Below are 26642 nucleotides of genomic sequence, written 5' to 3'. Positions count from 1 at the left end.
GGCCAGTCTATCTAAATCACTTCGAAAATTAGTCAATTCATCCAATGACGAGTACTCGCGACAGGAATATCGTGGCCCCATGGCCACTCCTCTCGCCCCCGTGCTCCAGTCCCGTCACATCGCTCACTCGATTCCCGGGCCGCGATCCCGGGAGTTGCAGGAGCACCGCGACAGCCAGGTGACGAGCGCGTTCGGCGCCGCCCTGTCGGTCTTCATCGACCGCGCCGAGGGCGGCATCCTGCAGGATGTCGACGGCAACCGCATCATCGACTTCGCCTCGGGGATCGCGGTCACGAGTGTCGGCGCGACGAACGCCTTCGTGCAGGCGCACGTCGCCGCGCAACTCGATCGCTTCACCCACACCTGTTTCATGGTCACCGAGTACGAGGGATTCACCGAGGTCTGTCGCTGGCTGAATGCCCACACGCCCGGCACCTTCGACAAGCGCACCGCCCTGTTCTCCACCGGCGCGGAGGCTGTGGAGAACGCCATCAAGATCGCGCGGACCTTCACGGGACGCCCGAACGTGCTGGTCTTCGACGAGGCGTACCACGGTCGCTCCCTTCTCACCATGGCGATGACGGCAAAGGAGAAGCCGTACAAACAGGGCTTCGGGCCCTTTCCCGAGCAGATCTTCCGCGCCCCGAATGCCGCACCCCTGCGCTGGCCGAGCGGTGCCGAAAATGCCGCAGCCGAAGCGCTCGCCGCCGTCGAGGCGATACTCGCCGAAAACGGACCAGAGACCTTCGCAGCCATGGTCATCGAACCGATCCAGGGCGAGGGCGGCTTCCTCGTTCCGGCCGAGGGCTTCCTGGCCGGGTTGCGGGCGATCGCGGATGCCCACGGCATCGTCTTCGTCATGGACGAGATCCAGGCCGGCATGGGCCGCACCGGCACCCTCTTCGCCAGTGAGAGCGAGGGCGTCGTCGCCGACCTGATCATCACCGCGAAGGCTCTCGGCGGCGGCCTTCCGCTCTCGGCCGTGACGGGTCGAACGGAACTCTTGAACGCGGTGCCCAGCGGTGGCCTCGGCGGCACCTACGCCGGCAACCCGCTCGCCTGCGCTGCCGCGCTCGGGGTCTTCGAGGCCTTCGCGGACGGATCGCTTCTCGCCAACGCGGCTGCCATCGAAAGCATCTCGCGTTCCCACCTCGAACCACTTCTCGACTCCGTGCCCGTCGTGGCCGAAGTGCGGGGCCGTGGTGCGATGCTCGCGGTGGAATTCGCCGATCCCGGCACCCTCGCGCCCCGCCCGGATGTCGCCAAGGCAGTCGCCGCCGCCTGTCATGCTGCGGGTGTGCTCGTGCTGGTCTGCGGCACCTTCGGCAACGTCATCCGCCTGCTCCCCCCTCTGGTCATCGGCACCGAACTGCTCGAGGACGGCCTGCAGGTGCTCACTGCCGCCATCGAGGAGCAGGGCGCCGCGGCATGACGCTGACGGCGACTGCGGAGGACGCCAGCTTCGACCCCCACACCGGCGAGCGCACCGGCGCGGTACCGCACTCGACAGCGGACGACGTCTCCCGCATCCTGCGCCGCGCGAACGGGGCGGCCCCCGTGCTGGCGACCCTCAGTCCGGCGATCCGCGAGGGCTGGCTCGCCGCCGCCGCCGCCGCTGTGCTCGCGGCCTCCGCTGAACTCGTCGATCTCGCCCGGTCCGAGACCGGGCTCGGGCTCGCCCGCCTCGAGGGCGAACTGGCACGCATGGCCGCGAGCGCCCGGTTCTACGGCGCGGTGGCCCGCGAGGGAAGCTACCTCGCCGTGAGCCGCGACGACCTCGATGGCGAATCCTCGATCGTGCGCGGAAACTTCCCCGTCGGGGTGGTCGGCGTCTTCGGCGCAAGCAACTTCCCCTTCGGTTTCGGCATCTTCGGACACGATGTGGCGAGCGCCCTGGCGGCGGGCTGCCCGGTGGTGGTGAAGGCGCACCCCGCTCATCCGCGGCTCAGCGTGCGTCTCGCCCAGGTGGTGCGGGATGCGCTGGCCGCCGCCGGCGCTCCTGAGGGCACCTTCGACGTCGTGGTCGGCTTCGACTCCGGCCTTCAGCTCGTCGACTCTCCCCTCATTCGCGCGGTGGCGTTCACCGGCAGCCAGCAGGCGGGCATGGCGCTCGTCGAGCGCGGCACGCGCCGCGGCATCCCCGTCTTCGCGGAAATGGGCACAGTCAACCCGGTGTTCGTCACTCCCGCGGCAGCCACCGACCGCGACGTGATCGCCCGGGGCTTCGTCGACTCCTTCACGCTGGGAGCCGGACAGTTCTGCACCAAGCCCGGCCTCATTCTCGTGCCGGCCGGTCACGGCTTCGTCGACTCGATCGCCGCGTCCGTCGCGCGAGTCGCCTCGGCGCCCCTCCTCACCGCCGGCATCGCCGCTGCCTACCGCAGCGGTCTCGCCGAGCTAGACCCCCACACCGCTCCCGAACCGCAGCCCGCCGGTTACGAGGTCGCTCCGCGCGTGATCTCGGCATCCCTCGACGAACTCGCGCCCGGCTCCCGAATGCTCGACGAGTGCTTCGGCCCGGTCGCCGTCGTCGCCGAATACGGCACTGTGGCCAACGCCCTCGCCGCCCTCGATCGCCTCCAGCCATCGCTCGCCGGCTCGGTGTTCAGCGGCGCCGAAGGAGATGAGGATGCCGTAGCGGCCATCGCGCAGCTCGCCCAGCGGGTGGGGCGCGTCGCCGTCAACGCCTGGCCAACCGGAGTGGCCACGACCTGGTCGCAACAGCACGGCGGCCCCTGGCCCGCCACCTCGCGCCCGGATGCCACGAGCGTCGGCGCCGCCGGCCTCGCCCGGTTCGTGCGCCCGGTGAGCCTGCAGAACGCGACATCCATCCAGCTTCCGCTCATGCTGCAGCCGCAGAATCCCTGGAACCTGCCCCGTCGCCTGAATGGGCGACTGGTACCGTGCGAATGACCCCGACCGAAGGAACCCCCGTGCCCGAGACCTCCGACCTCATCGACGTCGACTCGCTGCTCAGCGACTCGGAACTCGAGTTGCGCAGCACAGTGCGAGCCTTCGTCGACGCGGAGATCAAGCCGCACATCGCCGGCTGGTACGACGCAGCGGAGTTTCCGACCAGCATCATCCCTCGCCTCGCGGAGCTTGGCCTGCTGGGCATGCATCTCAGCGGCTACGGCTGCCCGGGCCGTTCCGCGGTGGAGTACGGCATCGCAGCCCTCGAACTCGAGGCCGGCGACTCTGGCCTGCGCACCTTCGTGAGCGTTCAAGGGTCGCTCGCGATGACAGCGATCCACAAGCACGGCTCTGAGGAGCAGAAGCAGGAATGGCTGCCGCGCATGGCAGCGGGCACGGCCATCGGATGCTTCGGGCTCACCGAACCCACGGCCGGCTCAGACCCCGGCAGCATGACGACGTTCGCCCGGCGCGACGGGGACGACTGGGTGATCAACGGCACCAAACGCTGGATCGGGCTCGCCTCGATCGCCGATATCGCCGTGATCTGGGCGATGACGGATGACGGCATCCGGGGCTTCCTCGTGCCCACCGGCACGGCCGGGTTCACCGCGACCGTCATCCCCCAGAAACTGTCTATGCGCGCCTCCATCCAGTGCGAGATCGAGCTTGCGGAGGTGCGCCTTCCCGCCTCGGCCATGCTGCCGAAGGCGAAGGGTCTGCGCGGTCCCTTCGAGTGCCTCAACGAGGCCCGGTACGGCATCATCTGGGGGGCGATGGGCGCCGCCCGCGACAGCTACCTGGCCGCCCTCGACTACTCCGCGCAGCGTCTGCAGTTCGGCAAGCCGCTCGCGGGCTACCAGCTCACGCAGGAGAAACTCGTGAACATGGCCCTCGAGATCAACAAGGGAACCCTGCTGGCGCTTCAGCTCGGTCGCCTGAAGGATGCCGGAAAGCTGCAGCCGCACCAGATCTCGATCGGCAAGCTCAACAACTGCCGCGAGGCCATCCAGATCGCCCGGGATGCCCGTGCCATGCTCGGCGGCAACGGCATCACCCTCGACTACTCGCCGCTGCGCCATGCCAACAACCTCGAGAGCGTGCGCACCTACGAGGGCACGGACGAAGTCCACACCCTCGTCATCGGCAACCACATCACCGGGATCCCCGCGTTCCGCTGATTGCGCCTCAGGCCAGGGCGTGCCCCAGCACGGCATCCAGGCGTTCGAAGTCCTCGTCCATTCCGGAATCCATTCCGGACGCGAGCATCGCGTCGCACGCTTCTTTCGACGTGTAGGTGGAGGTCACCTCCAGTGCGCTGGAATCGGGTCCCAGCGCGACGAAGCGCAGCGTCTCGAGGGTGGCGCCGGGCTCGTCCTCATACTCTCAGGTGTGCACGATGAGACCCAGAGTGACCAGATGGTACGAGCCTCGAAATGCCCAACTGCCCGTTGCGGACTCCACGACGTAGCGGAACGAACCCCCCGAGGTCGCATCGAAACGCTCGATGCGCACTGTCGTGCCGTGAGGCCCCATCCACTGGGAGAACAGATCCGCCTCGGTGTGGGCACGCTGCACCTTCTCGGCCGATGCCGCGAACTCCCGACGGTGAAAGATGCTCTGCTCGCCAATTCGGGTGTGGGCGGTGAGTCCCGGCTGGCGGATGTCGTGCGTGTTCATGGTCTCTCCTCTGGGGTATCGGTCGAATCGCTGAGTGTGTCGAGAAGGTCATCGAGGCGCGCATAGCGCTGCTCGAGGCGGTCTCGTCGTGATTCCATCCACGTGAGCGCCTCCTCGAGCGGCTCGAGAACCAATTGGACCCTCCGTGTGCGTCCCTCTCGCCGACGCGTGAGCAAGCCGGCGCGTTCGAGCACATCGAGATGCTGCGAGACGGCCTGGAAGGAGATCTCGAAGAGCGCGACGAGCTCGCCGACCGTCGCATCCGAGCTCGCCAACCGGTCGACGATCGTCGATCTGATCGGATCACCGATGGCGGCGAAAGTCTGAGTCACTGTAGGGGTCACAGTGTCAATTATTCAACCAAACGATTGAATGTCAAGGGAAAGCGAGCCTGATGGCTCGAGAGAGCGGAAGCGGGCACCCTCGCGAGACGATTGTCGGGGCCCTCTGGCAGGCTGGGGTGATGACGAAGGAAGTGCAGATCACCTTCGATTGCGCTGATCCCGGTGCGCTGGCGCTCTTCTGGGCCGAAGCGCTCGGGTATGAGTTGCAACCGCCGCCGCCCGGGTTCGAGTCGTGGGACGCGGCCCTCACCGCATTCGGCGTTCCCCGCGACCAATGGAACTCGCGCTCGGCGATAGTTCCTGCTGAAGGATCCCATCCCCGGGTGTTCTTCCAACGCGTTCCCGAGGGGAAGACCGCGAAGAATCGCGTACACCTCGATGTTCGAGCGGCGCCGGGGCTCGAGGGCGATGAACGCATGAACGCCCTGGAGATCGAAGCCGATCGCCTCGCAACACTCGGTGCGACTCGCGCCTATCGGGTCGAGCCGGATGGCGCGACGGGGGAAACCGGGTTCATCACGATGCACGACCCCGAGGGCAACGAGTTCTGTCTCGATTAGCGAATGCACGGTCGCGTGCCCGGCAAGGCGCGCGGTTGCGGTGTCGTGGTCGCGCGGTCGCAGTCGCACCTTCACTGTCGCGCGTTCGTTCTCGCGCGGTCGTTCTCGCGGTGTCGTCGTCCCAGTGTCTTTGTGGCGGTGTCATTGTGGCGGTGTCTTGGTCGCGGTGTCTTTGTCGCGCAGCCGCAGGGTGAAGAATCGAGTCATGGGATGGTCACGGGGCGTGGGGCGGCAACATCGCAGAAGCAGTGAAGCGCCGGCCCTCGATCGACGCGCGCGATGAGGGCTGAGCGCAACGCCTACGGTGATGCGGTCCGTGCGGTGCGGGCGGGCGAGCTCGACCCGGATGACGCCGCGGATGAGCTGATCGACCGGATGACGGTGAGAGAAGTGCTCGGGCTGCTCGACGGGGACTCCCCTCGGCGCCTGTTGCCGCTCATCCCGGTGCTGCTCGGCCGGCGACCGTTCGTCGCCGGTGCCGTCCCGCGGCTCGGCATCCCGGGCATCCGTTTCAGTGACGGCGCCCGCGGTGTTGTCATCGGCGCCTCCACGGCCTTCCCCGTGACGATGGCGCGGGCCGCGACCTGGGATCCGGAGCTGGAGGAGCGAGTCGGCCTCGCGATCGGCCTGGAGACCAGGGCACGGGGCGCGAACTATGCCGCCTCCGTGTGCGTCAACCTTCTCCGCCACCCCGCGTGGGGCCGAGCGCAGGAGTGCTACGGAGAAGATCCGGTGCTCACGGGCCGGATGGGATCCGCGATGACCCGGGGCCTCCGCGTGAACGTGATGGCGTGCGTGAAGCACTTCGCGCTCAACTCGATGGAGAACGAGCGCTTCGAGGTCGACGTGTCGGTCGACGACCACGCCCTGCACGAGGTGTACCTGCCGCACTTCAAGGCGGTGCTGGATGCCGGAGCCGACTCCGTGATGAGTGCCTACAACCGGGTGCGGGGCGAATACATGGACGTCAACGGTGCCCTGCTCACCGATGTGCTGCGACACGAGTGGGGCTTCCCGGGGTTCGTGACGAGCGACTGGGTGTTCGGCACCCATGATGCGGTCGCCAGCCTGGAAGCGGGGATGGACGTGGAGATGCCATTGCGACTGCTGCGCGCCCGTGCCCTGCCGGCAGCGCTGCGGTCGGGAGCCCTGGCCCGCGCGACAGTCCAGCAGTCCGCGCGCCGCATCCTGCGCACCACTGTGCTGCATGCCGCGACCCGCGAGATGACGGAGCCCAGCGCCGCCCTCATCGCCTCACCGGCCCACCGGGACCTCGCCTATCGAGTCGCCGCGGAGTCGATCGTGCTGCTCAAAAACGAGGCGGCGGATACGGCACCACTGCTGCCCCTGGATCCCGGCATGCGGAATCTTGCAGTGATCGGCCGACTGGCCGCACGGGCGAACCTCGGCGATCATGGCTCGTCCCGCGTTCGCCCCCCCACAACGGTCTCCCCACTGCAGGGCCTCCGGCAGGCGCTTCCGGGGGTGCGGATCACCACCGACTCCGGCAAGAACGCTCGAACAGCCGCGGCCGTTGCCGCGTCTGCGGAGACGGTGATCCTCGTCGTCGGCCTTGACCAGCACGACGAGGGCGAGTCTGTTGTCACCGGCGGAGTGGATGTGGGCGTGCTCGGCCGGGCTTTCGGCTCCGGTCCGCTCCGTCGGCTTCTCATCGGACTGGCCCACCTGGCATCGCACTTCGTACGAGGGGGCGACCGCAGCTCGCTCGACCTTCGACCGGCCGACATTCGCCTCATCCACGCGGTCGTGGCCGCGAACCCTCGCACCGTCGTGGTGCTGATCGGCGGAAGTGCGATCCTCACCGAGGAATGGCACGATCGCGTGCCTGCTCTCCTCCTCGCCTGGTACGGCGGGATGGAGGGCGGACACGCCCTCGCGAGCGTGCTGACCGGTGCCGTGGAGCCCGGGGGGCGCCTACCGTTCGTCGTTCCGACGGATCTCGCCCACCTCCCCGCCTGGGACAGCGCGGCGAAGTCCGTCGTATACGACGACCGATGGGGCCAGCGCCTGCTCGACGAGGAGGGTCACGCCGCCGCTTTCTCCTTCGGGTTCGGCTTGGGTTATACGACGATCGAGCACCGGCTTCTCGACTTCAGCTTCGACGATACGGGCGGAACCGCGCGGGTACTCGTCACGAATACCGGCGGCCGCGCCGGTTCGACCGTCGTGCAGGTCTATGCGGCGGACGTCTCGCTTCGCAGGCCGGTGGCTCAGCTTCTGGGCTTCCGGAAGGTCACGCTGCAGCCTGGTGCGGAGACGACCGTGAGTGTCGAGCTGGATGCCGGACCGACGCTGCAACGCGATCCGGAGACTCACCGGTGGTCGGCCAGCCCGGGCGATTGGGTCGTTCTCGCGGCCCAGCACAGCCCCGGCGGCTGGGAGGGCGCACGTCAGCTGCACCGAGCCGCCGACCGGGACACCGCCGAGACCGGATGACCACGGGGGCGCGCTGCCGGTGTCAACCGACCGGCGCGCCATCGACACGGGCAGAAGGATCTGCCGCGAGCCCTTCCACGCGCACCGGGAGCGAATCATCGCGGCGCAGCACGCTGCGGAGCAGACGCCGAGCCTCCCATCGGAACGACACTCGCGTGTCGTCGCGCCGAAGAACCAGGTTTCCATCGGCGTCGGCGTACCGCTTTTCCAGGTCGACGAGTTCCTCGGCCTGCATCAGCGAGACCGTGCTGTCGGTGGCGCGGTCGATCAGGCGCACCAGGGAGCTCGGTCCCCTCAGGTCGCTGGCGATCTGACGCTGCTCGCTCGCGGCGAGGATCGTCTTCTGCGCGGCGCGCGTCACGATCAACGGACGGGATGGCCCGGAGAGCAGACCGCTCAGCACGTCCGTGGCCGCGTCGGGGCGACCGATCCGCCTCGCCGCCTCCTGCATCCGCTCGAGCCGCCCCGGCTCTCGCAGCAGCTCATCGATCTTCCAGCCGATGGTGGCGGTGGAATTGCAGCGCACCGCTGCCCCCTGCTCCATCAGGTAGTCCCCGTTGCGCACCTCCTGCCCCGGGATGGGGTTCACGAGCACCATGGGAAGCCCGGCGGCCATGCACTCCGAGGCCGACAGCCCGCCCGGTTTGCCCACGAACAGGTCGGCGCGGCTCAACAGCTGCGGCATCTCCGCCGTGTATCCGAGCACGCGGTAGCGGTCGCCGGCTGGAGCGACGAGTTGCTCGACGCGCTGCCGCAGCGCATCGTTTCGTCCACACACGATCGTGGCCGTGAACGGGGAACGGATGTGCAGTGTCTGCCGTACCACCGCGACGGCGTAGTCGCCACCGGCCGCGCCAGCGGAGATCAGCAGCATCGGCGGTGCCTCAGGGTCGCGTGCCGGCACCGGTTGCGGTTGAGCCCCGATCGGGATGCCGGTGACGGCGACGCGGTCGGGAGGCAAGCCGAGCGAGGTGAGCTGTACCCTCCCCTCCTCCCTCGCGACGAAGAGCGCGTGGAAGGCACTCGTAAGCCAGAGGCCCTGGAAGTCGTAGTCCGTCGTGACGATGGCGGTCTTCGCGTCGATCGTGCCGCGGAGTAGTAACGACGCGAGCAACTGGGCCGGCAGGAAATGGGTGCTGACGATCGCGGTCGGTCGGAACTTCTTGATGGCAGCGACCACCGGAAGTGCGTTCGCTCGGGTCCAGGGGTCGATCGGGCCGCGCCGACGGAACGGCGGATCGCTGATGTCGTACGCCCACTCGACCAGCCACGGCAGGTTCTCCACGAGAACGAAATAGCCCTTTCCCAGCAGGTCGCGGTACAGCACGCTGCTCTCCTGCAGCACGTCGAGCACGTGCACTTCGGCCACATCGTCACGCCAGAGGCAGGCCTGTTGCAGCGCCGCCGCCGCGCTGTTGTGCCCCGATCCCACCCCGGCCGAGAGAATCAGCACGCGCTCTCCTCCCACTGTGGTGGAGCCCCCGGCCGACGTACTGCGCATGAAGTGATGGTAGCTCGCCGCACCCGCGCAGGATCGACCGGTCGCTGGGTAACGGAACGCCGATGATGATGAGACCCGGCGTCTCGTCGCGGGTCCCTTTCTGTGGGCCGGCTCCATGATCCGCCCCTTGTGTCCGCGACTAAGCTACCGGGAAAGCACTCACAATCGAGAGGACTTCATGTTTGATCTCCGGGCAATCGGCGAGCTGACCTCAGCCCAGAACGCCGGCAACTACATCGGCGCTTCCCTCCTGATCAGCCTGGGCCTCTCCGTGCTCACGGCGGTCGCGCTCTGGCCGGTCTTCACAAAGGCGGGTCTCGCGGGATGGTCTGCATTGATTCCCGTGGTGAGCGTCTATCTCCTGGTCAAGATCGCGGGCCTTCATGGCGCCCTGACTCTCCTGTATGTCATCCCCTTCGTGAACATCGTCATCGGCTGTGTCGTGGCCATCGGCTGCGGTCGCGCATTCGGCAGGAGCACGGCGTTCAGCGTGCTCCTGTTGTGGCTGCTGTCACCGCTCGGGTACTTCATCATCGGCTACGGCCGATCCGGATTCCTCGGCAAAATCGGCAATCAGACTGCCCAGCCCGTTTAGTCGGAGAGCGGGAGCGTCGGTCACACTTCTCCCTCGCGAATCGTCATCTAGATAGGGGCTGCACTCCGCAACCCCGTGCAATCGAGCGAATGGGAACAACACCGATGAAAACCATGACCTGTCGACAGCTGGGCGGCCCGTGTGATCATCAGCTGAGCGCAGAGACCGCCGACCAGGTGATCAAAGACCAGGACCGCCACCTCAAGCAGGCGATGAAGGACGGGGACGCCACCCACGAGCAGGCGCGCGAGGCCATGAAGAATCGATGGAAGCATCCGAAGCAGTCGATGGACTGGTATTCCGGAACCAAGAAAGCGTTCGCCGCCCTGCCAGAGGACTAGGTTGAGCCTCGACCCTGCCGCAGACCGATGAGGATGGGGACCATCGTGGACCAGACCGACGAATTCGAGCGGCATCGACCCCGGTTGCTGAGGGTCGCCGGGCGGGTGCTCGGTGACCCCCACGAAGCCGAGGATGTCGTGCAGACCGCGTGGCTGCGGATGAATGCGGCCGAGGGCGACATCGACAACCTCGCGGGGTGGTTGACGACGGTGACGACCCGCCTGTGTCTGGATCGACTGCGCGCCCGCATCCCCCTGCCCCTAGCGCTGGTCGAGGCCGCCGAGACCACACCCGACGCGTCCGAGGAGATGGCTCTCGCCGAAACCGTCGGAGTTGCGCTGCAGGTGCTTCTCGATCGGCTGACTCCCCCCGAGCGCGTCGCCTTCGTGCTTCACGACAACTTCGGGTTCCCCTTCGCCACGATCGCGGAGATCCTGGGGCAGACTCCGGCGGCCTCCCGCAAGCTGGCATCCCGGGCGCGCAGCAAGCTGTCGCTGTCGACGACCCCGTTGGAGCAACCGGACGGGCACGCCGACTGGCAGGTGGTGGACGCCTTCCTGGCCGCGGCCCGGAACGGCGAATTCGCCCGCTTGCTCGAGCTCCTCGCTCCGGATGTCATCGTGCGCGGCGATCCCGCAGCGATTGCCCTGGGAACCCCCGAACACATCGAGGGGAGAGAACGGGTCGCGACGTTCTTCAATGGCGCGGCGAAGGCCGCCTTTCCCGTCTATGTCGCGGAGCGCGCGGCGGCGGCCTGGATCCATCTCGGCGAACCGAAGGTCGTCTTCGACTTCAGCATCGATAAGGGGCAGGTCACGCGCATCGACTTCCGAGCGGACCCGGCGCTCCTGGCCCGGGTGCAGCGTCGCACAGGCCAGCAGCGAGTGTGACCGGCAGGCGGCGACCCTCAGGCTCAGGCGGCCAGATGGAACGTGGTCGCAAAGCGGTCGAGGAGCTCGCCTCGGCCGCGCAGCACCTCGACCACACCAGTCTGGATCGCGCGATGCGGGCTCAGCTCGCCGGAGATGAGCCGACGGATGTCCGATCCGGCGGAGAAGGCGAGGTCGGCTACCCCGTCCCCGCGGCTCACGTCGAGGGCGGATCCGTGCACCCGGATGAGCAACTCCGCAGCACCGAGTCGCGCCGAATAGGCAGTCGACGGCAGGCTCGCCGCCACCTCTGGGCGGAAGGCGGTGCGCAGATCCATTGTCATCGAATCGGGGGTGATGATCTGCTCCTCCCGCGGATCACCCAGGGTCTTGAACCCCCAGGCGCCGAGTGCGAGCACGACCGGCTCGAGCTCCCGGCCGTACGCAGTCAGCTCGTAGACGATGACACGGGAGTGGGGCACCCGGCGCAGGATGCCCGCCGCCTGCAGCTCCTTGAGTCGCGCCGCGAGGATGTTGCTCGGGATGCGCGGCAGCCCCGCAGCGAGCTCGCCATACCGGCGCGGCCCGACAAGCAGGTCGCGAACGATGAGCAGAGCCCAGCGTTCACCCACGAGCTCCAACGCTTGGGTGATTCCGCCGTATTGCCCGTAGTCACGTGCGGCCATGCCCTCAGCCCTGCTGGCCGAGGGCGGCCTCGGGGCCCTGTGCGGCGGCGACCGGATCCATCCACCCGAAGTCGATGGAATTCCCATCGGGATCGTTGACACCCCGCTGGTACATGAAGCCGTAGTCCGAGGCCGGGCGGGGTTCCGATCCGCCCGCAGCGAGTCCGTCGGTGACGGCCGTATCGACCGCCTCCCGGCTATCGAGGAAGATCGCGACGGATGCCGTGGGGCTCACCGCCGGATCCCCGATCGTCAGGTCGGTGAAGGTCTGGAAGTACTCGCGCACGTGGATCATGAAGTAGCTGTGGTCCTCCTCGACGACGACGCAGGCCGCGTTGTGATCGGTGAAGAGCGGGTTGATGGTGAATCCGATCGCCGTGTAGAACGCCTTCGCGCGCTCCAGGTCGGTCACCGGCAGGTTGACGAACATCGTGGGCATCGTGATCTCCTTCGCTGGGTCCCGACTGCGGGGTGAGGTAACACTTGCAAAAAACAAGTGTCCTGTCAATGGCCATCCCCGGCGACGGTTTCCGCCCCCGCCTACCGAGCGGGACCGAGCAGCACGGCGAGCATCGCCGCCGTCCCGCCGACGATGAACATCATGGTTCCCAGTTGCATGGTGCGGCTCTTGTTCCGGTCGGCGGTCGGCACATCGACCTCCAGCACCGGGCATCCAGACCACCCGATCAGGCCGATGGACAGAGCGACCACCCCGGCTCCGACCCACCACAACACGGCCAGGCCTTTGGCCAGCACCGCGGGGCGCCATCCGCTGCCCAGCAGCAAGCCCAGAGTCACGGCCGACGCGCCGACCGCGACAGCGAACCACGCGGTGCCCGTCCACATGATGCGTTTGAGAGTACTTTCGGGTGTCATCAGTTCGTGCGTCACCAATTCATCATCATCCCGAAACGCAATTTCGGGTATGCCTTGACGCGGGTGGGCTGCCTCGCTACAGCGGAGCTCAGATGCTGCGGTGGTCTCGCACGGCGAGCTCGAGCGCCTCGAGGTTCGGGGCGATCGAGGCATCCACGGCCAGGGGGTCGGTGATGTTGAGTTGCTGCACCGCGCGGCGACTCTCGGGCGCGGTGTTGATCTCGTGCTCGCCGGCCTCCAGTGCCGCGATGACATCGGTGATGACGTCCTCGAGGGAGCGACGCTCCCAGCCGAGTTCTGCTCCGGCGCTCTGCGAGGTCATCATCGCCGTGTCGGTTGCGCCGGGATAGACGGTGGCGACGTGCACGCCGCTGCCGAACACCTCCCGCCGAAGCGATTCGCCGAACTGCGCGATTCCGGACTTGGTGGCCGCATAGACGGAGTAGAACGGCATGCCGACGAGCGCAATGCCACTGGCGATATTGAGCAGGATGCTGCCGCGGTCCGCGGCGGAGCGTCGAAGTGCGGGGAGCAATGCCTTTGTCAGAAGAATCGGAGTGGTGAGGTTCAGGTCGATCATCGAATGAACGTCCGCGTTACTGGTGAGTTCGAGCCTGCCGGCACGCACATTCCCCGCATTGTTGACGAGCAGATCGACGACGCTCCACGATGCGACCGCAGCCGCGACGCGCTCCACGGCACCATCCCGGGTGAGGTCTTCGACCAGGATGTCGGCGGTTCCGCCCTCGGCGGCGACCATCCGCGCCGTTTCGGAGAGCGTCTGCTCCTGCCTGCCGACGAGAAGGAGATGGCCCCCGCGCCGACCGAATTCGAGCGCGAGAGCGCGTCCGATCCCTTGGCCCGCGCCGGTGATGATTCCGTTGCGGTCGGTGAGGTCCAGGTTGGCACGATCCATGATCAGGCTTCTTTCCTTCGGTTCCCCGCGCATCACGGCGATCGGAGCTTCCCGATCGCCCTCGCGAGGCCTCTCCAAGACAACGGGAGACAGCGGGCAGAATTCCCGGATGGCTCGTCTCGCGGCGAAGAGTGTGGCGTCACGGGGAGGTCTACTTCCTGACCTTCTCGAACCCGTCTCCGGGACAACCCCTCGTGCCCTTACCGTCAGGTCGGCCACCCGCACCACGTTACGCGAACTCTCCTCGAGCATCCGGGTGCGAACGATTCTCCGGCCGACTGTCTCCACTGCCTAGCGACGGCCGTTATTGACCTTGTGTGGATTGGCGAAGAGCGCCGCGCTGGCATCCATCGGGCCACCATGCCCCTGCCCGATCTGGGGAAGACCGATATCGGGCTGGAACACGAATCCCGAGTCTGGTTTACCGGTCGAGTTGTAGTTGTTCCGCAGCCGCGAGAGCCTGCGAACGGACCACGCGATCACGACGATGCCAAGAAGCAGGAGCACCGATCCGGACACGATCAGGGTGACGGAAAGCTCTGGCTCGGTGTTCCCGAGCCCGAACAGGCCCCGCGGCCAGAGCAACAGCGAACCGGCGACGAGAACCAAACCCATCAGGAGGGTGAGCCGTGCGGCCATGCGCCGCCGGAGCCTGGCATTGTCCGCCGCGGCCAGCAGAGCCGCGCGGGATGCCTCGTTCTCCGCGTCGCTCACACGAGTACCACTCATGTGCTCACCCTAGGCCGATAGATCCGTGACCACCAGGCATAGTCGACAAACGAGACCGCCGGTGAGCTGCCAGCCGGGGCAGCCCACCCCGCAGTCGCAACCAGAAGAGGCCGGGCGCTACTTGAGGATGCGGATCATCTTCCGGTTCACGAACTCTTCGATGCCGAAGCGCCCGAGCTCGCGGCCGAACCCGCTGCGCTTGATGCCTCCGAAGGGCAGTTCCGGGCTGTCGAGCCCCACGCCGTTGACGAAGACCATGCCGGCCTCGATCTGGTCGGCGACACGCAGCACCTGCTCGGAGTCCGTTGAGAACAGGTAAGAACCGAGCCCGAACGGGGTGTCATTCGCCAGAGCGACAGCCGCGGCCTCATCCGGCACGCTGTAGACGATGGCGACAGGGCCGAAGAACTCCTCGTGGTGGGCATCCATCTGCGCTGTGACCCCGGTGAGCACCACCGACGGGAAGTAGGTGCCGCTGCGGTCGCCACGAGCGACGACGGTCGCGCCCTGGGCGATCGCCCGGTCTACCTGCTCGTCGAGGCGGTCTGCGGCGAGCGCTGACGACAGCGGACCGAGCACCGTGCCATCCGCCATCGGGTCGGACGGAGTCGGATGGGTGAGCTTCGCGGTGAAGCGGGCGAGGAAGTCCTCATACAGGTCGTCGAGTACGACGAATCGTTTGGCCGCGTTGCAGGCCTGGCCGTTGTTGTCGATGCGGCCGGAGACGGCGGCATCGACCGTGGCATCCATGTCGTCGGTGCTGAGCAGGATGAACGGGTCCGACCCACCGAGCTCGAGAACGACCTTCTTCAGGTTGCGGCCCGCCACCTCGGCGACAGCCGCGCCGGCGCGCTCCGAACCGGTGAGAGAGACCCCGACGAGGCGCGGATCCGCGATCAGCTCGGCGATCTGCTCATTGGACGCGTAGATGTTGACGTAAGCGCCCTCGGGGAACCCGGCGTCGTGGAAGATCTGCTCGATGGCGGCCGCCGACTCCGGGCACTGCCCCGCATGCTTCAACAGGATGGTGTTGCCGAGCACCAGGTTCGGACCGGCGAAGCGGGCCACCTGGTAGTAGGGGAAGTTCCACGGCATGATGCCGAGAAGCGCGCCGAGGGATGACCGGCGCACGAACGCGCTGCCCTCACCGTCGAGAAGGTCGATCTGCTCGTCGGCAAGGAACTTCTCGCCGTTCTCGGCGTAGTAGGAGTAGATCGCTCCGCTGAAATCGACCTCGCCGAGGGCCTGGTCGAGCGGCTTGCCCATCTCGCGCACGATGATCTCGGCGAGCGCCTCCCGACGCTCGACGTGCAGTTCGGCGACCCTCTGCACGAGGGCCGTGCGCTCGGCGAGGGTGCTCGTGCGTGACCAGGTGCGGTGCGCGGTGTCGGCGGAACCGAGGGCGGCATCCAACTCGGCATCGGTCGCCGGCGGGAAGACGGCTCCCCGTGCTCCGGTGGCGGGATTGGTGACGACGTACTCGCTCATGAGTGCTCCTCGATCTGTGTTCGCGGCCGGCCCGTGCACCACATCGGGCTAACGAAACCTAAGAAGAAATCTACGGGATCGGGCGGAGCTCTGCAGACGGGGTAGCGCCCCGCCAGATCGGGACTACCGTCGAAAGTATGGAATTTCGCACACTCGGAAACAGCGGCACTGTCGTGTCAGCGCAGGCCCTCGGAACCATGACCTTCGGCGCGGAGGCCGACGAGGCAACATCCCACCTCATTCTCGACTCCTTCCTCGAGTCCGGCGGCACCTTCATCGACACCGCGGATGTCTACAGCTCCGGCGCCTCGGAAGAGATCATCGGCTCCTGGCTCGCCTCACACCCCACCGAGCGTGAGCAGGTCGTGATCGCGACCAAGGGACGCTTCCCGATGGGTACCGGCCCCAACGACCTGGGTCTCAGCCGTCGCCACCTCGGGCGCGCGCTCGACGCATCCCTGCGCCGCCTCGGGGTGGAACAGATCGACCTGTACCAGATGCACGCGTGGGACGCCTTCACCCCGATCGAGGAGACCCTCGGATTTCTGAACGATGCGATCGGGCAGGGCAAGATCGCCTACTACGGCTTCTCCAACTACCTCGGCTGGCAGCTGACCAAGGCCGTGCACGTGGCGAAGGCCCATGGTTGGGCGCCACCCGTCACCCTGCAGCCGCAATACAGCCTCCTGGTGCGTGACATCGAGCACGAGGTAGTGCCGGCGGCCCTCGACGCGGGCATCGGACTGCTGCCGTGGTCGCCCCTCGGCGGCGGCTGGCTGAGCGGCAAGTACGTGCGCGACCAGGCGCCCACCGGCGCAACGCGCCTCGGGGAGAATCCCGAGCGCGGCATGGAGGCCTGGAAGCAGCGCAACGCGCGCGAGCAGACCTGGACGATCATCGACACACTGAAGTCGGTTGCGGATGCCCACGGCGCGAGCTCCTCGCAGGTCGCGCTCGCCTGGCTCGCAGCCCACCCCTCGGTGACCTCGGTGATCCTCGGGGCGCGCACTGTCGCCCAACTCACCGACAACATGGGCGCCGTCGACCTGAAGCTCTCTCCCGAGCAACTCGACAGCCTCACCGCGGCGAGCGCACCCCGTGCCGACGACTATCCCTATGGCGTAGCCGGGGTGGCCCAGCGCAATCGCAATCTCGAGGGTGGGCGCTGAGGGCTACTGCCCGCAGTAGCGCCCCACCCAGTCGTAGAACTCCGCCTTGACCACGGGGGAGACCGCGACCCGGAAGTAGGCGTCCTCGAAATCGCCCGCGACGGCGTGGAAGGGGATGAGAGTGCCGATCTTGTCTTCGGAGATCACGTGGGTTCCACACCGGGACGGCACGAAGTCGAGGGTGAGGACCGTCGGGGCGCTCGCCGCACTGAAGGTGATCCCGAGCGCACGCACCTCACCCTCCGTCGGGATCAGTAGCGTGGTGCCGGTGGTGGACACGAGCGTCACAGTGCCGGCGGCCCCCGTCGGGGTGATGGTGACGTCGAGGAGTGCGAGCTCCGTGCCATCCCGCGTCTCGAACCGCAGGTGCGGTGCCGGGGTGATGCTCGCCACCTTCTCGAAGGCCTGCTGGCCGCAGTCCTGGGCGTGCAGCGCGCCGAGCGAGTTGAACGGCACCTTCGGTGTGCTCGTGACGACGAGTGGGGCACTGCCCTTGGGGGTGACGTGGATCGTGGCGGTCGGCTTGGTGTCCGGGCCCTCGCAGACCGCAGGCGGAACGGTGGCCGGAAAGTCCGTGGTCGTGCCGGCGACCAGGGTGTAAGGCAGGTGTCGGGCAGTGCCGGAGCCCTCGAAGAAGGCGGAGGTGAAGGTGGCGGCAGTGATGACCACATCCGCGTCTCCGCGATTGGTGATCTCGACCTGCAGGCTGCGGGTCGCATAGTCGGCGCGGTTCTGGAACAGCGCGACCGAGAGCTTCGGCGCTGGTGCGGCCGAGCATCCGCTGAGGAGCAGAAGGAGTGCTGCGGCGAACACGATCGCAGCGCGAGCGGCCACGGAAACCCTCACTGGATGTCACCGCGCATGCTGGAAACCTACAGGACGCCGAAATTGCTGCTCGCGCCGCGCCCGGCGCCCGTCGTGGAGACCGCGGGAACACCCGAAGTGCCTGTTGACGCTCACGCGGGATAGCGTGAGTCATGACCACAAATCCGCCGCCCCCGGATGATGCGGTTAAAGCATCGTGGCCCACCCAGCTCCGAAAGCAGACCTGGGCGTACCTGGCGCGTCGCACCCTCCACGAATTCGTGCAGGATGGCGGCATCGATGCGGCCGCGGGACTTACGTTCTTCTCTGTACTCTCGGTGTTCCCCGCAGCTCTGGCGACCGTGTCCCTGATCGGGGTCTTCGGAGACGGACCGGGCACTGTCGATCGCCTGCTGTTCCTGCTCAACCAGGTTGCGCCGGGTCCCGTCGTCGATGTGCTGCGCACGCCTCTCACCGACATCGCCACCACCTCCACGGCGAGCTTCGCCCTGATTGCCGGCGTGATCGCGTCGCTGTGGTCCGCCTCCGCCTATGTGAGTGCCTTCAGCCGGGCGATGAACCGGATCTACGAGGTGCCCGAGGGGCGCCCCTATTGGAAGCGCAAGCCAGCCCAACTCGCCGTCACCGTATTCCTCGTCATCCTGATCTTGATCATCGCGATCATCGTGGCAGCATCGGGACCGATTCTGCGCGCTCTCGGGGGCGCGCTCGGCGTGGGTAACACCGCTGTCACCGTGTGGGACATTGCGAAATGGCCGGTGCTCGTCGCAGCGGTCATCACGATCGTGACGGTGCTCTACGCGACGACGCCGAACATCCACCAGCCACGATTCCGCTGGCTGAGCCCGGGCGCAATTCTCGCCATCAGCCTGCTCGGCGCCGCATCGGGAGGCTTTGCGTTCTACCTTGCGAACTTCGCCAGCTACAACCGCACCTTCGGCGCTCTTGCCGGCGTCATCATCTTCTTCGTCTGGCTGTTCCTCGTCAATGTCGCGCTTCTGTTCGGAGCCGAGTTCAATACCGAACTCGAGCGTGGGCGGGAGCTCCAGGCCGGCATCCGCGCCGAAGGGCAACTCCAGCTCCCGACGCGAGACACGACAGCGAGCGACCTCGCCCAACGCACGGCGAAGGTCGACGAACAGCTCGGGGCACTGCTGCGAGACGGAGAGCCTCTTCCACACCGCACCGACACCCTGACCTATCGCCTCCGCACTGCAGTCCGCTCCGTGCTGGAGTGGATCCGGCACCGCGGCTGAGCTACCCTTCCGGGTTCGACGTAGCCGCGATCGCGAAGCGGACGGCGAACCACCCGGCGAACCACTCGGCGGAACGACGAAAGGCCACCGGATATCCGATGGCCTTTCGCCCTGTTGTGCGCGAGGGGGGACTTGAACCCCCATGCCCTCACGGGCACACGGACCTGAACCGTGCGCGTCTGCCAATTTCGCCACTCGCGCAGACTTAGCGACATTACCACAGCGGGCGCGAGCCGGATGAGCCGGGCGGTGGAAGGCGCGGCACAGGCCGTGCGGCTAACATCGACCTACATGCTCGCACAGTGATGAGGGAGAACGTTGGGCCTGCTGGACAGCTTCGAGAAGGGTTTGGAGCGCGCCGTCAACGGGGCGTTTGCCAAGACCTTCAAGTCCGGCCTGCAACCGATCGAGATCACCTCCGCGCTTCGCCGCGAGCTCGACACCAAGGCCGCGGTCGTCGCGCGTGACCGCATCCTGGTGCCCAATCGGTTCACGGTTCGCCTCTCCAGCGCCGACTACGCCAAGATGACCGCCATCGGCCCCACGCTCGTAGACGAACTCAGTCGACTCGTCCAACAGCACGCCGCGGCCCAGCACTACCAGTTCTCCGGCGGCATCAGCATCACGCTCGCCGAAGACAGCACCCTGACGCAGGGCGTGCTCGGCATCGACTCGGTGAGCGTCAAGGGCACCGTCGCCTGGACGCCGGTGCTGGATGTCGCGGGCAAGCGCTACCCCATCGTGAAGAGCCGCACGATCATCGGGCGTGGCCATGACGCCGACATCACCGTGGATGACACCGGCATCTCGCGCAAGCACGTCGAGATCCTCTGGGATGGCACCCGCGCCGAGGTCAACGACCTCGGATCCACCAACGGCTCACAACTCAACGACGCGCCGGTGCACAAAGCGCCACTCGCCCCCGATTCCGTCATCAACATCGGAAGAACCCGTATCGTGTTCCGGGTGCTCGCCCAATCAGCGTCGGCTGACCAGTTCTCCGATCTCCGTGCCGGCGACGACGGTGTCGGCGGTCGGCGATGAGTGAACTCACCCTTCTTCTTCTGCGATTCGGGTTCTTGATCATCCTCTGGGCCTTCGTTTTCGCCGTCGTCTACGCGTTGCGCACCGACCTGTTCGGACAGCGGGTGCGCCGGTTGCCCGCGGATGTCGCATCCGGAGCTGCCGTCGCAAGCCAGCCCTTCGTCGCCTCCGCCGTCGCGCCGCCGGTGGCGCCCGCTCCCGCCTGGAGCGCCGGCACCGCCTCCGACGCCTCCGACGCCACCGAAGCGTTCGACGTGCAGCCAGGCAAGGGCAACTCGTCTCTCGTCGCGACCCGGCTGGTCATCACCTCCGGGCCGAAGGAGGGCCTCGAACTCAGCCTGCCCAAGGAGCCTCTGACCATCGGCCGATCAAGCGAGAGCGGTCTCGTCATCCGCGACGATTACACGTCCACGCACCACGCGCGCCTCATGCTGTGGAGCGAGGACTGGGTGATCCAGGACCTAGACTCGACCAACGGCACGTTCCTCAACGGCACTCGGGTCACACTTCCCACACCGGTACCGCTCAATACTCCGGTTCGGATCGGTACGACCAGTTTCGAACTTCGGCGGTAGGTGAATGGCCACATCGGGCAAGAGCACGGCCGTTTCGCACGTCGGAAAGATCCGGGCGAACAACCAGGACTCCGGCTATGCGGGCACGCAGCTCTTCGTCGTCGCCGACGGTATGGGGGGCCACGCCGGCGGTGACGTCGCTTCGGCGATCGCGCTCAAACGCGTGATGGAGGCCGACCGGCAGTATGCCTCGGCCGCCGATGCGGAGTTCGCCCTGCAGTCGGCACTCAGCGCGGCGAATACCATGCTCGCCGAGACCGTGTTCGAGCATCCGGAACTCACCGGCATGGGCACGACGGTGAGCGCCATCCTGCGATCAGGCTCGCAGGTGGCCATCGCTCACATCGGCGACTCCCGCATCTACCTCCTGCGGGATGGAACGCTCAAACAGATAACCGCCGACCACACCTTCGTTCAGCGTCTCGTCGACAGCGGGCGCATCACGCCGGAAGAGGCGGCCGTTCACCCCCGCCGGTCCGTGCTCATGCGCGTGCTCGGCGATGTGGATGCCACCCCCGAAATCGACACCACGGTGTTCGATGTGCTCCCCGGGGACCGCTGGATGCTCTGCTCCGACGGCCTCTCGAGTTACGTCTCCGACGACAAGATCGAGCACACACTCACGACCCAGGCCGTGGTGCGGGATGCCGCAGACCGTCTGGTGAAGGAGAGCCTCGACCAGGGCGCGCCCGACAACGTCACGGTCGTGATCGTCGACATCGACGAGACCGGCGAATCCGCGTCGTCACCGGTCATGATCGTCGGATCCGCCGCCTCCCCCCTCACCTTCGAGGGCGAGTCGGGCCGTCGCCCGCTTCGTCTGCCCACCCTGCTGCTGCATCCGCTCAAGTCGACGCAGGCGCACGAAGACAGTCACTTCGAACCGGAATCCGATGAGTATCTCGACGAGCTGATCCTGGAGGACCGTCGCCGCGCCCGCCGTCGGCGCATCACCTGGCTCGTGGGAATCATCGTGATCGTCGCTCTGCTCGCCAGTGCTCTCTTCGTCGGCTATCGCTGGTCGCAGTCGCTGTACTACGTGGGCGCCGACGGCCAGACCGTGGCCATCTACCGCGGCATCCAGCAGGATCTCGGGCCGATCACCCTGCACAGCATCTACTCCGAGACCAGCGTGCGGCTCGAAGACCTGCCGAGCTACACCCGCAAGACGGTCGTCGACACCATCAGCGCCTCCGATCTCGCCGACGCGAAGGCGATCATCAAACGACTGACAAATGCCAGCAAGTAGAGCACTGTCATGACCAGCACCGAGGGCACCGCCCAGATCGGGATGCCCGCGCCCGCAGCGACGGATACCGGAGCGCTGTCGACCTTCACCAACACGATCCGCCTGAAGTTGCGCGTTCCGGCGAAGCTCCGCAACCTCGAACTCGCCCTCCTGCTCTTCGCGTTCGCCGTCGTCGGATCGTCGATCGCCCTGGTCGAGCTCGGCACCCTCGGCGCGGTGCAGGGCCCGGTTCTCGCACTGGCGGCGGGACTCGGCGTGATCACCCTCGTCATCCACGTGGCGCTGCGATTCGTCGCGGCGCAGGCGGATCCTTTCATCCTCCCCGTGATCACCCTTCTCAACGGCCTAGGCATAGCGGAGATCTACCGGCTGGACATCGGCAAGAACCAGTCGGGCTGGGAGGCTGCCGGCGTGCGCCAGATCGCCTGGACGGCACTGGCGATGCTGCTGGCGCTGGCCGTGCTGATCATCATCCGCAATCACCGGGTGCTGCAGCGCTACCGCTACATCGCCATGTTCGTCGGGATCGTGCTGCTGCTGATGCCCATGCTGCCGGGGATCGGCCAGACGATCAACGGCGCCCGGCTCTGGATCCGCTTCGGCAGCTTCAACTTCCAGCCCGGAGAGCTCGCCAAGATCGCCCTGGCCATCTTCTTCGCCGGCTACCTCGTGACCGCGCGCGACAGCCTGTCCCTCGTCGGACGCAAGTTTCTCGGAATGCGCTTTCCGCGGGTGCGCGACCTCGGCCCGATCCTCGTGATCTGGCTCGCCGCGATGGCCGTGTTGGTCTTCCAGCGCGACCTCGGCACCGCGCTGCTGTTCTTCGGCCTGTTCCTCGTGATGATCTATGTTGCGACGGGACGCCTCAGCTGGGTCATCCTCGGTCTCGTGCTGTTCGTCGGAGGCGCCCTGATCGCCAGCCAGCTGCTCGGTTATGTCGGCGGTCGATTCAGTTCCTGGCTGGATGCCTTCAACCCGAAGATCTACGATGCGCCGGGCGGAAGCTACCAGCTCGTGCAGGGCATCTTCGGTCTCGCCCACGGCGGCCTGATCGGCACCGGCTGGGGGCAGGGCAGCCCCGGAATCGTGCCTCTCGCCGAGAGCGACTACATCATCGCGAGCCTCGGTGAGGAGCTCGGACTGGCGGGCCTGTTCGCCATCCTCGCCCTCTACCTGCTCTTCGTGTCCCGAGGATTCCGCATCGGTTTTGCCGGACAGGATGATTTCGGTCGCCTGCTCGGCGTCGGCCTCTCCTTCGTCATCGCGCTCCAGGTGTTCATCGTCCTCGGGGGAGTGACCCGGGTGATTCCGCTCACCGGCCTCACCACCCCGTTCCTCGCGGCGGGCGGATCATCGCTCGTGGCCAACTGGATCATCGCCGCACTGCTGTTGAGGCTTTCCGACAGCGTGCGCAATCAACCGCAATTGGTGGTGGAGTGATGAATCGGCAGCTCAAACGCGTGACCATCGCGGTGATGCTCATGTTCCTCGCGTTGTTCACCTCGACCACGATCATCACCGTGTTCCAGGTGGACTCGCTCAACGCGGACACCCGCAATGTGCGCACCCTCAATGACAGCTATTCGGCCGAGCGGGGCCCGATCCTCGTCGATGGCCAGGCGATCGCCGAATCCAAGCCGGTCGCCGACAAATACAAGTTCCAGCGCGTCTACAGCAATCCGCAGCTCTATTCCGCCGCCACCGGATACTTCACCCTCAACCAGGGCAATACCGGCGTCGAGGGCGCCCTGAACAATTACCTCAGCGGCACCGCGAACGACCAGTTCCTCAACAAGGTCAATTCGATCCTCACGGGCCAGACCCCCAAGGGTGCTTCTGTCTCCCTGACCATCGATCCCAAGATCCAGCAGGCCGCCTGGGATGCCCTCGGCACCAACTCCGGCTCCGTGGTCGCGCTCGATCCGCGCACCGGGGCCATCCTGGCCATGGTCTCGAAGGCCGCTTACGACCCGAACGTGCTGGCCTCCCATAATTCCACCGATGTGATCAGCGCCTACAAGGCCCTGCTCGCAGACCCCACGAAACCGCTCATCAACCGGGCGATCGCCGGCGACCTGTATTACCCCGGATCCGTGTTCAAGCTGATCACGACCTCCGCGGCGATCGACAGCGGCAAATACAAGCCAGAAGACACCTTTCCGAACCCCAGCACCTTCACCCTCACCGGCACCTCGACGAACATCAACAATGCCGAGGGCGGCAGCTGCGGTGGAGGCGCGACCGTCTCGATCGCCGATGCGCTTCGTCTCAGCTGCAACATCCCGATGGCCCAGCTCGGCGCGGCCCTCGGCGGCGACGAGTTGAAGAAATATGCCACGGCATTCGGGTTCGGCCAGAAGCTCTCGATTCCCATGGCCGTCACGCCGAGCATCTACAACGTGGGCGACACCGCCCAGGTGCAGCTCTCGTCGTTCGGACAGTACGAGGACCGGGTCACCCCGCTGCAGGTGGCCATGACCTCGGCCGCCATCGCGAACGGCGGTTCGCTCATGCAGCCGACCCTGATCAAGGAGATCACGGCACCGGATCTCACCCCGATCCAGCGCTTCCAGCAGAAGGTCTTCAGCCAGCCGATCACCCCGGCCACCAGTGCCACCATGACGCAGCTGATGATCAACAACGTGAGCAACGGGGCTGCCAGTAATGCAAGAATTAGTGGAGTCGATGTGGCAGGCAAAACCGGTACAGCGCAAAACGGCGACGGCAAGCCATACACCCTCTGGTTCACCGGCTTCGCGCCCGCAGACAACCCGAAAGTTGCTGTGGCTGTCGTCGTGGAGAACGGAACGAGCTTCGGCAATGCGGTCGCGGCCCCAATCGCGAAAAAGGTAATAGAGGCGGTGCTTGGCAAATGAGACCCACGAGTGGCCTCACTTTCGGAGGACGGTACCAACTCTCCAGCCGGGTCGCCATCGGCGGCATGGGCGAGGTCTGGCAGGCGACGGACCTCGTGATCGGGCGCACTGTCGCCATCAAGATCCTCAAGGACGAATACCTCGGTGATCCCGGCTTCCTCGAGCGCTTCCGCGCCGAGGCCCGGCACGCCGCCCTGGTCAACCACGAGGGCATCGCCAATGTCTTCGACTACGGCGAGGAGGAGGGCAGCGCCTACCTCGTGATGGAACTGGTGCCGGGCGAAGCCCTGTCCACCATCCTCGAACGCGAGCGCGTGCTCTCCACCGACCGCGTGCTCGACATCGTTGCCCAGACGGCATCCGCGCTGCACGCCGCCCACTCGGCCGGCCTCGTGCACCGCGACATCAAGCCCGGAAACCTGCTGATCACCCCGGATGGCCGCGTCAAGATCACGGACTTCGGCATCGCCCGCATCGCCGACCAGGTGCCGCTCACCGCCACCGGCCAGGTGATGGGCACCGTGCAGTACCTGTCGCCGGAGCAGGCGAGCGGCCACCCGGCCTCGCCGACCACCGACATCTACTCGCTCGGCATCGTGGCCTACGAGGCCCTCGCCGGAAAGCGTCCCTTCACCGGCGAGTCTCAGGTCGCCATCGCCATGGCCCAGATCAACGAGGCCCCGCCGGAACTTCCGGTCACCGTGTCCGAGCCCGTGCGCAATCTCGTCTATGCCTGCATCGCCAAGAACCCGGCCGATCGTCCGGCATCCGCCGCTCATCTGGCTCGCGCCGCCCAGGCGCTTCGCCGCGGGGATGTCGCTGGTGCAGCATCCGCGGTGCCCGGAATCCTCGGGGCTGGCACGCTTCCCGCCCTCCTGCGCGAGAACCCGGCGACCCAGGCGACACGGCTGCTCACCACGGCCAACTCCGTGGAATCGGGACCCCCGACCACACCGGTGCCCACCAAGACCCGCAGCCCCTGGACCTGGCCTCTCGTCGCGCTCGTGGCGATCCTGCTCATCGTGCTCATCGGGGCGCTGATCACGCTGCTGGGCAATCCGTCACCGGCGCCGTCCAAGTCGCCGCCCGCCACCAAACCGTCTGTGTCGTCGAGCCCGTCACCGACACCCACGAGTGACATCCGCAATATCGGTCCGACCATGTTCATCGGGGAGAAGCTCGCGGACGTGCAAGCGCAGCTCGACGCGCTCGGACTTGCCGCGAACATGGTTCCGGATGCGAGCCCGGCACCGGACGCCTCCAAGGTCGGCACCGCCTACTTCGTGAACCCCACCGGAAATGTGCGCAAGAACGACACCATCACCGTGCGGTTCTACGGAGACATCGCGGCCACGCCCTCCCAGCCGGGCGCGCTCACGGCAGGCACGGTCAACCCCGACAATACGGTGACGGTCACCATCCCGTCCTACGTCGGATGCCCCGAGGGCTCCACGCTCCTCAATTTCACGTTCACGGCAAGCGCCCCCTCCACCTACACCCCCGCCAACCCGGTCGGGGCCACAGTGACCACCCTCACCTGGGACCTCGCGCCGACCCTCGGCACGAACAACACGATGACCTACGTGGCCAATTGTTCCGGCGGAACCTCGCCCTCCTCCCCCACACTGACCAAGACGTCCGTCGCTCCGCCCTCCACCACCCCGTGACCACCGGGCGCTAAACCGCGACGCA

General features: G+C 66.8%; 26 protein-coding genes and 1 tRNA gene. 16 read left to right on the top strand and 11 right to left on the bottom strand.

The features are described from left to right. Positions 1 to 79 precede the first annotated feature (79 nt). From VLI63_RS07895 to VLI63_RS07885, 3 genes are read left to right on the top strand one after another with little or no spacing between them, the layout of a single operon-like run. Entirely contained in the window at positions 80 to 1432 is a 1353-nt protein-coding gene (locus tag VLI63_RS07895) for an aminotransferase class III-fold pyridoxal phosphate-dependent enzyme (protein ID WP_409156294.1), read from the top strand. Then, a complete protein-coding gene (locus VLI63_RS07890) occupies positions 1429 to 2913 on the top strand; it encodes an aldehyde dehydrogenase family protein (protein WP_409156293.1) in 1485 nt (494 codons plus the stop codon). Before VLI63_RS07895 ends, VLI63_RS07890 begins: the two co-directional genes overlap by 4 nt. Continuing rightward, positions 2910 to 4094, top strand: a complete 1185-nt coding sequence (locus VLI63_RS07885; RefSeq protein ID WP_409156292.1) for an acyl-CoA dehydrogenase family protein — start codon at positions 2910 to 2912, stop codon at positions 4092 to 4094. The genes VLI63_RS07890 and VLI63_RS07885 overlap by 4 nt, the downstream gene beginning before the upstream one ends. Positions 4095 to 4299: 205 nt before the next feature. On the opposite strand, the gene VLI63_RS07880 is transcribed toward VLI63_RS07885, so the two are convergent. Both VLI63_RS07880 and VLI63_RS07875 read right to left on the bottom strand, forming a co-directional pair. Continuing rightward, positions 4300 to 4593 (bottom strand): SRPBCC domain-containing protein, encoded by a 294-nt coding sequence (locus VLI63_RS07880; protein ID WP_409156291.1) that lies wholly within the window; start codon positions 4591 to 4593, stop codon positions 4300 to 4302. Next, positions 4590 to 4937: an ArsR/SmtB family transcription factor gene (locus VLI63_RS07875; RefSeq protein ID WP_409156290.1), complete on the bottom strand. Its 348-nt coding sequence runs from the start codon at positions 4935 to 4937 to the stop codon at positions 4590 to 4592. Before VLI63_RS07875 ends, VLI63_RS07880 begins: the two co-directional genes overlap by 4 nt. A 119-nt stretch (positions 4938 to 5056) precedes the next feature. Here VLI63_RS07875 and VLI63_RS07870 point away from each other — a divergent pair, with 119 nt between their 5' ends. Both VLI63_RS07870 and VLI63_RS07865 read left to right on the top strand, forming a co-directional pair. Then, complete coding sequence (locus VLI63_RS07870) at positions 5057 to 5497, top strand: VOC family protein (protein WP_409156289.1); 441 nt, start codon at positions 5057 to 5059, stop codon at positions 5495 to 5497. 279 nt (positions 5498 to 5776) lie between these two features. Beyond that, positions 5777 to 7954, top strand: coding sequence for a beta-glucosidase (locus tag VLI63_RS07865; protein WP_409156288.1), 2178 nt, complete (start codon positions 5777 to 5779; stop codon positions 7952 to 7954). Between the two features lie 22 nt (positions 7955 to 7976). Here the strand turns inward: VLI63_RS07865 and VLI63_RS07860 are convergent, their stop codons facing one another. Further along, on the bottom strand, positions 7977 to 9455 hold the full coding sequence (locus VLI63_RS07860; RefSeq protein ID WP_409156287.1) for an MGDG synthase family glycosyltransferase: 1479 nt from the start codon (positions 9453 to 9455) through the stop codon (positions 7977 to 7979). Between the two features lie 178 nt (positions 9456 to 9633). Here VLI63_RS07860 and VLI63_RS07855 point away from each other — a divergent pair, with 178 nt between their 5' ends. The 3 genes from VLI63_RS07855 to VLI63_RS07845 all read left to right on the top strand — a co-directional run bounded on the left by VLI63_RS07855 (position 9634) and on the right by VLI63_RS07845 (position 11282). Next, complete coding sequence (locus VLI63_RS07855) at positions 9634 to 10050, top strand: DUF5684 domain-containing protein (protein WP_409156286.1); 417 nt, start codon at positions 9634 to 9636, stop codon at positions 10048 to 10050. Positions 10051 to 10154: 104 nt separating this feature from the next. After that, complete coding sequence (locus VLI63_RS07850; RefSeq protein ID WP_409156285.1) at positions 10155 to 10391, top strand: hypothetical protein; 237 nt, start codon at positions 10155 to 10157, stop codon at positions 10389 to 10391. A 45-nt stretch (positions 10392 to 10436) separates the two neighbouring features. Continuing rightward, positions 10437 to 11282, top strand: a complete 846-nt coding sequence (locus VLI63_RS07845) for a sigma-70 family RNA polymerase sigma factor (RefSeq protein WP_409156284.1) — start codon at positions 10437 to 10439, stop codon at positions 11280 to 11282. A gap of 23 nt (positions 11283 to 11305) precedes the next feature. On the opposite strand, the gene VLI63_RS07840 is transcribed toward VLI63_RS07845, so the two are convergent. The 6 genes from VLI63_RS07840 to VLI63_RS07815 all read right to left on the bottom strand — a co-directional run bounded on the left by VLI63_RS07840 (position 11306) and on the right by VLI63_RS07815 (position 15956). After that, positions 11306 to 11947 (bottom strand): winged helix-turn-helix transcriptional regulator, encoded by a 642-nt coding sequence (locus VLI63_RS07840; protein WP_409156283.1) that lies wholly within the window; start codon positions 11945 to 11947, stop codon positions 11306 to 11308. Positions 11948 to 11951: 4 nt separating this feature from the next. Then, positions 11952 to 12386, bottom strand: coding sequence for a VOC family protein (locus VLI63_RS07835; protein WP_409156282.1), 435 nt, complete (start codon positions 12384 to 12386; stop codon positions 11952 to 11954). A 101-nt stretch (positions 12387 to 12487) separates the two neighbouring features. Further along, complete coding sequence (locus tag VLI63_RS07830) at positions 12488 to 12823, bottom strand: hypothetical protein (protein ID WP_409156281.1); 336 nt, start codon at positions 12821 to 12823, stop codon at positions 12488 to 12490. Between the two features lie 88 nt (positions 12824 to 12911). Further along, the gene (locus tag VLI63_RS07825) at positions 12912 to 13739 is read right to left on the bottom strand and encodes an SDR family NAD(P)-dependent oxidoreductase (protein ID WP_409156280.1); all 828 of its coding nucleotides are present in this window, start codon (positions 13737 to 13739) and stop codon (positions 12912 to 12914) included. 291 nt (positions 13740 to 14030) lie between these two features. Next, positions 14031 to 14468, bottom strand: a complete 438-nt coding sequence (locus VLI63_RS07820; protein ID WP_409156279.1) for a hypothetical protein — start codon at positions 14466 to 14468, stop codon at positions 14031 to 14033. Between the two features lie 117 nt (positions 14469 to 14585). Then, the gene (locus VLI63_RS07815) at positions 14586 to 15956 is read right to left on the bottom strand and encodes an NAD-dependent succinate-semialdehyde dehydrogenase (protein WP_409156278.1); all 1371 of its coding nucleotides are present in this window, start codon (positions 15954 to 15956) and stop codon (positions 14586 to 14588) included. Between the two features lie 137 nt (positions 15957 to 16093). Here VLI63_RS07815 and VLI63_RS07810 point away from each other — a divergent pair, with 137 nt between their 5' ends. Beyond that, a complete protein-coding gene (locus VLI63_RS07810) occupies positions 16094 to 17125 on the top strand; it encodes an aldo/keto reductase (RefSeq protein ID WP_409156277.1) in 1032 nt (343 codons plus the stop codon). Between the two features lie 3 nt (positions 17126 to 17128). Here VLI63_RS07810 and VLI63_RS07805 read toward each other — a convergent pair whose 3' ends face one another. Then, positions 17129 to 17959, bottom strand: coding sequence for a hypothetical protein (locus VLI63_RS07805; RefSeq protein ID WP_409156276.1), 831 nt, complete (start codon positions 17957 to 17959; stop codon positions 17129 to 17131). 143 nt (positions 17960 to 18102) lie between these two features. Here VLI63_RS07805 and VLI63_RS07800 point away from each other — a divergent pair, with 143 nt between their 5' ends. Then, positions 18103 to 19206, top strand: a complete 1104-nt coding sequence (locus VLI63_RS07800) for a YihY/virulence factor BrkB family protein (protein WP_409156275.1) — start codon at positions 18103 to 18105, stop codon at positions 19204 to 19206. Positions 19207 to 19323: 117 nt separating this feature from the next. Here VLI63_RS07800 and VLI63_RS07795 read toward each other — a convergent pair. Further along, a tRNA-Leu gene (locus VLI63_RS07795) sits at positions 19324 to 19407 on the bottom strand. A 117-nt stretch (positions 19408 to 19524) separates the two neighbouring features. Here VLI63_RS07795 and VLI63_RS07790 point away from each other — a divergent pair. From VLI63_RS07790 to VLI63_RS07765, 6 genes are read left to right on the top strand one after another with little or no spacing between them, the layout of a single operon-like run. Beyond that, positions 19525 to 20250 (top strand): FhaA domain-containing protein, encoded by a 726-nt coding sequence (locus VLI63_RS07790; protein WP_409156274.1) that lies wholly within the window; start codon positions 19525 to 19527, stop codon positions 20248 to 20250. Beyond that, complete coding sequence (locus tag VLI63_RS07785; protein ID WP_409156273.1) at positions 20247 to 20825, top strand: FHA domain-containing protein; 579 nt, start codon at positions 20247 to 20249, stop codon at positions 20823 to 20825. The genes VLI63_RS07790 and VLI63_RS07785 overlap by 4 nt, the downstream gene beginning before the upstream one ends. Before the next feature lie 4 nt (positions 20826 to 20829). Beyond that, complete coding sequence (locus tag VLI63_RS07780; protein WP_409156272.1) at positions 20830 to 22074, top strand: Stp1/IreP family PP2C-type Ser/Thr phosphatase; 1245 nt, start codon at positions 20830 to 20832, stop codon at positions 22072 to 22074. A gap of 42 nt (positions 22075 to 22116) precedes the next feature. Beyond that, positions 22117 to 23514, top strand: a complete 1398-nt coding sequence (locus VLI63_RS07775; protein ID WP_409156599.1) for an FtsW/RodA/SpoVE family cell cycle protein — start codon at positions 22117 to 22119, stop codon at positions 23512 to 23514. After that, entirely contained in the window at positions 23514 to 24950 is a 1437-nt protein-coding gene (locus VLI63_RS07770; RefSeq protein WP_409156271.1) for a peptidoglycan D,D-transpeptidase FtsI family protein, read from the top strand. The genes VLI63_RS07775 and VLI63_RS07770 overlap by 1 nt, the downstream gene beginning before the upstream one ends. Further along, on the top strand, positions 24947 to 26617 hold the full coding sequence (locus VLI63_RS07765) for a protein kinase domain-containing protein (RefSeq protein WP_409156270.1): 1671 nt from the start codon (positions 24947 to 24949) through the stop codon (positions 26615 to 26617). Before VLI63_RS07770 ends, VLI63_RS07765 begins: the two co-directional genes overlap by 4 nt. Positions 26618 to 26642 lie beyond the last annotated feature (25 nt).

The organism is Lacisediminihabitans sp. H27-G8 (assembly GCF_046156175.1).
Classification (GTDB): domain Bacteria; phylum Actinomycetota; class Actinomycetes; order Actinomycetales; family Microbacteriaceae; genus Lacisediminihabitans.
This window is presented reverse-complemented; position numbering and strand designations above follow the sequence as displayed.